The organism is Thomasclavelia sp., assembly GCF_017889095.1.
In the GTDB taxonomy this organism is placed as follows: domain Bacteria; phylum Bacillota_I; class Bacilli_A; order Erysipelotrichales; family Coprobacillaceae; genus Thomasclavelia.
The window spans coordinates 1-8,744 of record NZ_JAGHEW010000147.1 but is presented as its reverse complement, the minus strand read 5'-3'; the positions used below and the strand labels follow the sequence as shown (position 1 = coordinate 8,744).

At 30.6% G+C, this 8,744-nt stretch carries 6 protein-coding genes; all 6 read right to left on the bottom strand.

The features are described 5' to 3' along the window. Positions 1 to 354, bottom strand: a 354-nt coding sequence (locus tag J7M77_RS06820; RefSeq protein ID WP_296877084.1) for a signal peptidase I, incomplete at its 3' end; no start/stop codon positions are given. Beyond that, the gene (locus tag J7M77_RS06815) at positions 347 to 1,294 is read right to left on the bottom strand and encodes a MucBP domain-containing protein (RefSeq protein ID WP_296877083.1); all 948 of its coding nucleotides are present in this window, start codon (positions 1,292 to 1,294) and stop codon (positions 347 to 349) included. The genes J7M77_RS06815 and J7M77_RS06820, both read right to left, overlap by 8 nt. Next, the gene (locus tag J7M77_RS06810; RefSeq protein ID WP_296877082.1) at positions 1,281 to 2,057 is read right to left on the bottom strand and encodes a hypothetical protein; all 777 of its coding nucleotides are present in this window, start codon (positions 2,055 to 2,057) and stop codon (positions 1,281 to 1,283) included. The genes J7M77_RS06815 and J7M77_RS06810 overlap by 14 nt, the downstream gene beginning before the upstream one ends. Beyond that, the gene (locus J7M77_RS06805) at positions 2,057 to 2,845 is read right to left on the bottom strand and encodes a hypothetical protein (protein ID WP_296877081.1); all 789 of its coding nucleotides are present in this window, start codon (positions 2,843 to 2,845) and stop codon (positions 2,057 to 2,059) included. Before J7M77_RS06805 ends, J7M77_RS06810 begins: the two co-directional genes overlap by 1 nt. Continuing rightward, complete coding sequence (locus J7M77_RS06800) at positions 2,845 to 3,378, bottom strand: hypothetical protein (protein WP_296877080.1); 534 nt, start codon at positions 3,376 to 3,378, stop codon at positions 2,845 to 2,847. The genes J7M77_RS06805 and J7M77_RS06800 overlap by 1 nt, the downstream gene beginning before the upstream one ends. Before the next feature lie 14 nt (positions 3,379 to 3,392). Then, the gene (locus J7M77_RS06795; protein ID WP_296877079.1) at positions 3,393 to 8,588 is read right to left on the bottom strand and encodes a collagen-binding domain-containing protein; all 5,196 of its coding nucleotides are present in this window, start codon (positions 8,586 to 8,588) and stop codon (positions 3,393 to 3,395) included. Between the last annotated feature and the right edge of the window lie 156 nt (positions 8,589 to 8,744).

Here is an 8,744-nt window from a genome sequence, read left to right as displayed (position 1 = left end):
ATCATTTTGATAATTGGCATCACCTTTAGTTATAATCTGTTTAGCTGATAAATCGTTAGTAATTACCCGATGAGTAACTATCCCTTTATTACTATTAAAAGTAATAATATCTTCACTAACCAGCTTTTCAGGATCAATTTTTTGAACATAAATAAGACTATTAACTTTTATCTCCGGTTCCATGGAACCACTAATAACACTATATGTTTGATAATTAAAGCAGGCTGGTAAATAAACCATTAGATTGATTAGAATTATTGCACCAATTATCAAGTATGCTAATTTATTGATAAAAAAAGCGGTAATTCTAATTATTCGTTTAGAATAACCGCTTTTAGATTCTTGATTATGCATTTTTCTTACGACGATATAAGATTGTTGCTAGTGCAATAATTACTAACAAACCGCCACCAGCAGCTACATAAATTGTAGTATTGCTATTAGATGAAGTGGTTTTGTCTTCACCATTAGCTAATGGTGTTTCTTCTTCATCCAAATTGATGATATCTTCTACTTGGTCTTCAGTAGCTGTAGTTGTATCATCTTGGTCTGTTGTCGTTTGTCCTCCATCAGTTTGTCCACCAGCAGTTGTCGTACCATCAGTAGCTCCACCAGTTGTAGTGGTTTGTCCACCAGTTTGAGTACTAGTAGTTCCCGTTGCAGGTGTGGTAGCTGTTAATGGTGCAATTGGAGTATAAACGAATGTATAAGTATTGTCATCAGCATTTTCCACCAAAGTTTTTCCTAAGTTATAGGCTTGTGGTAAATAACCATCAACATATTTATATCCGGTTACTGTATATTCACCAATTGTTCCATAGTATGTTTCTGGTTCTCTTAATTGATTTCCATCTTGATCAACATAGTAAGTTGTATATTCAACTTGATTACCAGGAATACCATAAGATACTACATAATTGCTATCTTTGGTAATTGTATACCATTGTAAAATATAACTTTTTTCGTTATCACGACCACCAATTTTCATACCTTTAGCATAGTATTTATCATTGGTCACCGTAATTTTACTAGTTTGCAAACCAATTCGATCATTGGCTTTTAACCCCGTTATCGTAAGTTCGCTGCGTTGGTCATTTAATGTTACGATTGGTGATGAACCAGTTGAACTTGAATCAATAATTACAGCATCTTCATCGTTAAATACACCATAACTTCCAGCATAAATTGTTACTTGATAGTGATACAGTTCTTCAGCATTAATACTAACAAAAGAGTAGGCAACAATTAAAGCGATTGCAAAAAATGCACTTATAGATTTTTTAAGCATCGACATCATCAATTACCCCTTTCTTTTTATGACGGTGATTTACATATACCAAAGTTCCAAATAATACCAATGAAGCCATTGCAATAATTCCATAAATCATTGGATTAATTTGATCATCACCAGTTTTAATTACATTTGTGATTATATTACTGCTATCAATATCGCGATCTTCACAGGCAAAGTTCATTTGAACTACTGCTGATGTATTTTGATAATCGTTATTTAAAGTTTCACCATCTAAAGTAATTTGTAAAACCAATAAACCAACTTGACCTGGTGCAAAGCTATCTAGATAGAAATAGTTTTCCAAAGCACTTGTAGCTTGATGAAGCCCATCGGTTTCATCCCCACCAACTAATTCACTATCATAAATAACTCGACCATTTGTTTCATCTTGCCAGTTTTCATTATCATAATAGTAAAGTTTATAAGTGTAACCACCATTATCAGCAGCTGTTAAACCTTCATTTTCATCGCGACCATCATCACGTTTAGTTTCATAAGTTTTGACTACTTCATTAGTCATATACCAATCTTCATTACCAGTACTATTAATTACTTTTAGACGAATCGTCCAAGTATCCCCTGGTTGTAAATCCTTACCAACTTCATCAATATCTTCCTGACTAAAGTTTTGAATCATTTCTTGATCTTTAAACTCAACATACCAGCCATCAGTTGTATAATCTTCACCATGGACTTTAGATAATGATGTTAGGCAGGTAGGAATAACTAACATCAATGCTAATAATATTTTTTTGATTTTCATTATTCCCCACCTCCTAAAGATAAAGTTTTGTCTTCGTTGATCGTTACATCAACACCCCAAGCACTTAAAATAGCATCTTTAGCGTTGTGTGTTTGTACTGCATCAACTTCAGCATAAATTTCAAATTTATAATCATCATAGATATATGTGGTAACAATTGTTCCATCATCTTTTTTACTTGTTTGTGTTTCTACTTCTTTAACAACCTCAGGTGCAATTCTAATTGTATCAGCAAACAATTCACTTTCTTCACCTGATTTTAGAATATGATGATAATAGAATACTCGTTGTTCTTTAGTTGCCTGACTTGTATCTTCAATCCAACAATTTTCATTGATATTAACGAAGTTTAAATCGATATAATCTGGATTTAATTCAGTATCTGCTAGTTCAGTAGCATTACCGTCTTTATCAACTTTTAGCCAGCGTTTATGAACAATAACCCGAACATATTGATCAATCCCACTATCTTTATCACTTAAATTACCACCGCAGTTTTTAACCTTTAATTCTTCTTTATAAGTTTTTCCTAACTTTAATCCTTTTTCTGGTATTTCTGGAATAAATAATGTTACTCGATCATCATCATAGCGAGATACTTCTTCATCATTTTCAATCAAAGAAACCCCGATTTGATACATTTCAGTACCAGAAACATAAGTATCACTATAATATGTCAACATTGCTTTAGTAAAATTAAATCCACTAAATACCATCACAGCTAAACAAATTACCATCAATACTTTTAAAATTTTAGTAGAAGAGGCTAGTTTTTTCAATCTTTTCATTAACTATTTCCTCCTTCATCAAGTCCATATTCCCAGCTTAGTTCCATATTTCCAGTTCCATCTTCATTATACAAAGCTGTAACATATTCATGAACGACGATAACTTCTAAGTTATTTTTCTTACCTTCTTCAAGTTTAGCTTTAACTTCAGCTTTTAAAACCTCAGTAGATTCTTCTGGTGCTAAAGCTTTAGTGTAATAATAATAACCATCATCTTCATGATAATTCCATAAATTGTCTTCAGACATATCTTTAACACTTACTGACAAATCAGGATCATTGGCAAAATAAACCTTAACTCTTGTATAAATGTCAACATCCTCACTAGTATTTTGAATTACAATCACCTTGTTATTGTCTTCTAAATCTTCTTTAAGTTCCGTAGTTCGACTAAGCGATAATGTTTTACTACCCCAGGCATCAGTATAAGCGGTAAAATATGCAAGTGTTTTATTAACTGTAATTCCTAAAACCATTACGCTTACAAAAGCCAATATAACTAAAGTTTTATGTTTTAAAAATCTCTTAATCATCTTTTACCCCTCCTTTACTCAAATACCTGTTTAATTCCATCATTTAATCCATAGATATTGATTACACCAGCACCACCAATAGTTGTACCATTATAATCATTTTCAAATGCAGCCGTTAAAACAATCTTACCATTTTCATCTTTATAACGATCAATGTCTTCCTGGCTATTTAAAGTAATTACTACTGTATCATTTACAGGACTATACACACTACCACTATATACTTCTTTAACTGTATAAGTAACTCCTGGTTCTACTGGTAAGTTTGTCAATTTATCAACACTTAAATTTCCAGCTTTATCAGTTGTTGCCCCAATAATACCGCTATAAATCATTTCAGTTTCACCATTACTATTTACTTTAGTACCAGTTACTTCAAATACAAATGTACCACCTTTAAATGTTTGATTGTAGTTTTTCAATACTTTAGTAATTGACATATCAGCTACTTGACCATCATATTCATAAGAGTTAGTAACAGTAATCATAGCAACTTGACCATCAGTTAATTCAACTGTCTGATCGTCTTTATCACCACTATTATCTTCATAATCAGTAGTTAATTTATAATCAACGATTTCAGCATCAATTTCTTCTACTTTATATTCACCAGCTTTTAAACCAGCAAATGATACTTCACTATTACCTTTAATAGTTAATGTAGCTTCACCATTATTAAATGTAATTGAATTCACACCATCATTAGCCACATACTTTGTACCATCAGCTACTTCATCATTAGTAATCTTGAATGTATAAAGTTTTATAGCAGCTTCACTATATTGATTAGTATCTTCATTGATTTCTTTTTTAATCGTTAATGTTGCATCATCAACTTTTAAGTTATTAGTAAATTCTACTTCTTGTGTTTTATCATAATTATCAAAAGTAATTTCAACTTCAACATTCTCTTTATCAACTGTAAGATTTTCTCCAAATCCAGTTGTATCTTCAGTAATTATATATTTACCTGGATATAATCCAGTAACTACTGCAGGTTCAATTGGTTTTCCATCTTTAATTTCAACACCAACTGTTTCACTATAATTTGGTCCTGTAATATTGAAGTAATAAGTTCTATCAACTAATCGTGATTCAGTTTCTTTACCATTAACCGTTACATTCTTAGTGATTTTTAAACTTCCAGTTACTTCTTTATTGTTTGTAAATGTTACTGCTTCAACTTGAGCTTTTTTACTAGTATTTTCATCAGTAATTTCAACAGTTACAACATTATTTTCGTCTACTATTCCATTGCTTACTTCTACACCCTTTAATTCAAGACCATCACTATCAGTTTCTTTAATTGTGTATTTTCCTGGTTTTAATCCTGTTAAAGTTTTAGTTTCAGCTTCACCATCTTTAACTGTAATTGTTGGTTTTGCTACTACCTTACCATTTTCATCTTTAACTTCAAATTCAAATGTTCCATCAGCTAATTTACGTTTAGTTGCTTCACCATTTAATGTTACTTCTTTAGTGATTTCAATTTCACCTTCAGTTAAGTTATTTGTAAATTCAGCAACTCCAATAGCATCTCCACTATTATTAGCAGTTACAATAACTTCAATACCGTCTTTACCTTCAGTTATTGTTGTTCCGTTTTCTAAATTTTCAACAACTTCTTTAACAGTATATCTACCTGGTTTTAGATTATCTACTGTTACTGTTTTAGATTTACCTTCTTCAATTTTGATTGATTTTTCTGCTACAGTTTCACCATTTTCATTAATTACAACAAAGTTATAGGTTCCATTAACTTTATCAGTTGGGTTACCATTTAAAGTTACATTCTTTGTAATTTTTAAACTTCCAACTTCTTTATTGTTTGTAAATGTAACTGCTTCAACTTGAGCTTTTCCTGTAGTATTTTCTTTAATTTCAACAGTTACAACATTATTTTCATTTACTGTTCCATTGCTTACTTCTACACCAGTTAAATTAAATCCATCAGTATCTTTTTCACTAATTGTATAAGTTCCTGGTTTTAATTCTGTTAATTTTACTGGATCAGCTTTACCATTAGTTACTGTAATCTTTTCTTCCCTACTATAACCATCAGGTCCACTAATAGTAAATGTAAATGTTCCATCAGCTAATTTACCTGTAGTTCCAACACCGTTTAATGTAACTTTTTTAGTAATTTCAATTTCACCTTCAGTTAAGTTGTTTGTGAATGAAGCAGTTGGAATTTTTGTGCTGTTGTTAGCTTCTACTTCAACTACAATGCCATCTTTATATTCAACCAATGACAATCCATTTTTAAAATTACTGATATCTTCTTTAACTGTATATTTTCCTGGAGCTAAATTTTCTACTGTTATAGTTTTAGATTCACCATTAGTAATGTTAATATTTCTTTCCGCAACTTTTACATTGTTTTCATCAAATACATAGAAAGTATAAAGTCCATCAACCTTAGTTTTATTAGCAGTACCATTTATAGTTGCACCATTTAAAGTTACATTCTTTTTAATATTCAAACTTCCTACCTGTATATCAATGTTATTAGTAAATTCTGCTGTTTGTACTTCAGTAATTTTATCTTTAGTAATTGTTATTTCAGTATTTTTTGAATCAACTAATGTTGCTTTACCAGTGCCATCAGTAGTTTCTTCAATTGTGTATTTTCCTGGTAATAAACCCTCTACTATTGCCATGTTACTATTACCATTAGTAACAGTAATTTCTGGAGTAGCTACAACCCCACCAATATCATCTTTAACAACAAATTTATAAGTACCATCAGCTAATATACTACCTATTGCTGATTCCTTATTAATTGTAACATTCTTTTGAATTTTTAAACTTCCTCTTAGGATATTGTTTGTGAAAACAGTTGTTTCAACAAGAGTACTATTATTTGCTGTAACTTTTACTTCTTTATCATTTCCACCTAGTAATTCCATAGTATTAGGAATATTAAGTTCTCTAATCAAATAATCTCCTGGCTCTAAACCGCTAACTTCGTATACCTCACTTATACCATTTTCAACTTTTAGCGCAATTTCCCCTACTTCTTGTCCATTAGGATATTTTGCTGGTTGTTTATCAGATTTATTCAGAATTTCAAAACTATATGTTCCATCAGCTCTATTATCATTTATTACCTGATTGTTATCAGTAACCATCTTTTGAATCTTAAGGCTACCTGTATTGTTTAAGTTGTTAGTGAATGAAGCTATTTGTACTTCAGAAATTTTATTTTCTTCAATAGTTATTGTTGTATTTTCTGATTTAGATAATGTAGTACCATTCCCACTATCAATTTCTTCAATTGTATAAGTACCTGGTGCTAAGCCCTCAACGGTTACGGTATTACTATTACCATTAGAAATTGTAATCGTTTTTGTTGCTACTGTATCTCCTTTTTCATTTTTAACCAGGAATACATAATCACCATCGACATCAGTTGTTTCTGTAGAATTACCATTTAAAGTTACACTTTTTTCAATTTTTAAACTTCCTACTACAACATTATTTGTAAAAGAAGCTTCTACAGGTATTTGCGAAACGTTATTAGCTTTAACTTCAACATATACATCATTATCACTAGTTAATGATATATTGCTTGGTAATTTATTAACATTCTCTCTTACATAATAATGACCAGGTTCTAAACCACTTACTACTGTTTCTCCGCTCACACCATTAGTAACTGTAATCTCAGCAGTTTTAACAACTTTTGTTTTATCAGAATTAAGAATATCAAAAGAATAAACTCCATTACCTACAGTGCTATTATTTGATGATGGCTCTCTATTAACTGTTATATTCTTTTTAATTTTTAAGCTTCCAGTATTGGATGAGGTATTATTTACAGTTACATTAATATTGTTATCAATTAATTTGATATGATGATATTCACTATTATGAGTAGTTTCTTTAGCGATAACTGTACCATTCATATTTGAACCATTATAAAAATATGCATCTGGTGCTAATACAACTCCTGGACAAGCTCCTGCTTTTCCTTGATTAATTTCACCTTTAAATGTACCATATGAACCATTACTATCAACAGTATAAAAATTCCATATAATATTATTTGCAAAAGTATTCCAACTATCTAGTTGTTGTCCATCTATTTTAGGAGATCTGTTTAAATATAACGTATCATTAGCACTTAACTTTGTACAATCAACATTAAAAATTATCAATTTACCCTCTGATTGAAATCCATTATTTTCATAATTGTTTTGATCGCTAAAAACTTTATTTCCATCACATGTTATATTCGTGTAATCAATTTCTCCATTTGTACCTACAGGCATATTGATAACTTTAACATCATCAGATGATCTTAAATCAGCAATCGTACTAGATAATGACTTTAATGACGTAAATGCAGCATCAAAATCAATAGGAAAATCGCCACTAAGATTTTGTTTTACTTCAACTACATTCTTATTACCAAATGTTAAAATTTGATCATCATTATTTTTAATAGCAATTTTATCTCCATTTTTTACAACAGCATTTTCATTTCCTACCCATACTGTTGCTTTAATTTCAGAATGAACCAAACTATCATGTGTTCCTTTAAAATTATTAATATATGATGTATTATACACATCTAAACGATCAATTGTAAATGATGAAGGAGATACATTAGCCACATAAGTATTTCCATCAGCCATTACACCGGAACTTCCATTATTAATTGGATTGTCGGCTTGATCCAATTCAAAGATATAGTATTTATCACCATTTAAACCTTTAGTGTTTACTGAAGCTTTTCCACTAGTTTGACCAGCCGGTACTGTAATTTCTACAGTTTTTACTAGTGCTTTTACTTCACCTTGATAAATACCCACCTTAAATTTTCTTTCATAATTAACAGCAGTATCTACTGTTTTTTCAATATTAACAGTATATTTAGCAGTATCAGTCACATTTGTGGTAGCACCAATATTCCCACCAGTAACTTCTAGATTATTTACTGCTATTGCCCCTTCCATATCACTAGTTAATGTGAATTTATTTGCAAAAACTGCAAAATCAGTAGCACTAGTCCCATTGGGAAGACCTTGTACGCTATCAAATAACGCTACAACTTCCGATCTTGTCTTTTGAGTATTTCCAATTCTTACATTCTCACCATCAGCATAAGCTAAACCTGCTACGGCAAAAATACCACAGACAAGCAAAAGTGCAAATACTCGTCTTATTGCTTTTGGCAATTTAAACGACTTAAAACTTCTTTTCATCTTTTTAACTCCCTTCCTTAATTATTTTTAGGTAATTAATCATATAGAGCCTAACTATATACCTTTAATTACGCTCACATTATAACAAACAAGTATCACACAAACATCACACATAACATTTTTTGAGGCAAATAGTTAAAAAAAATTAAGCATTTT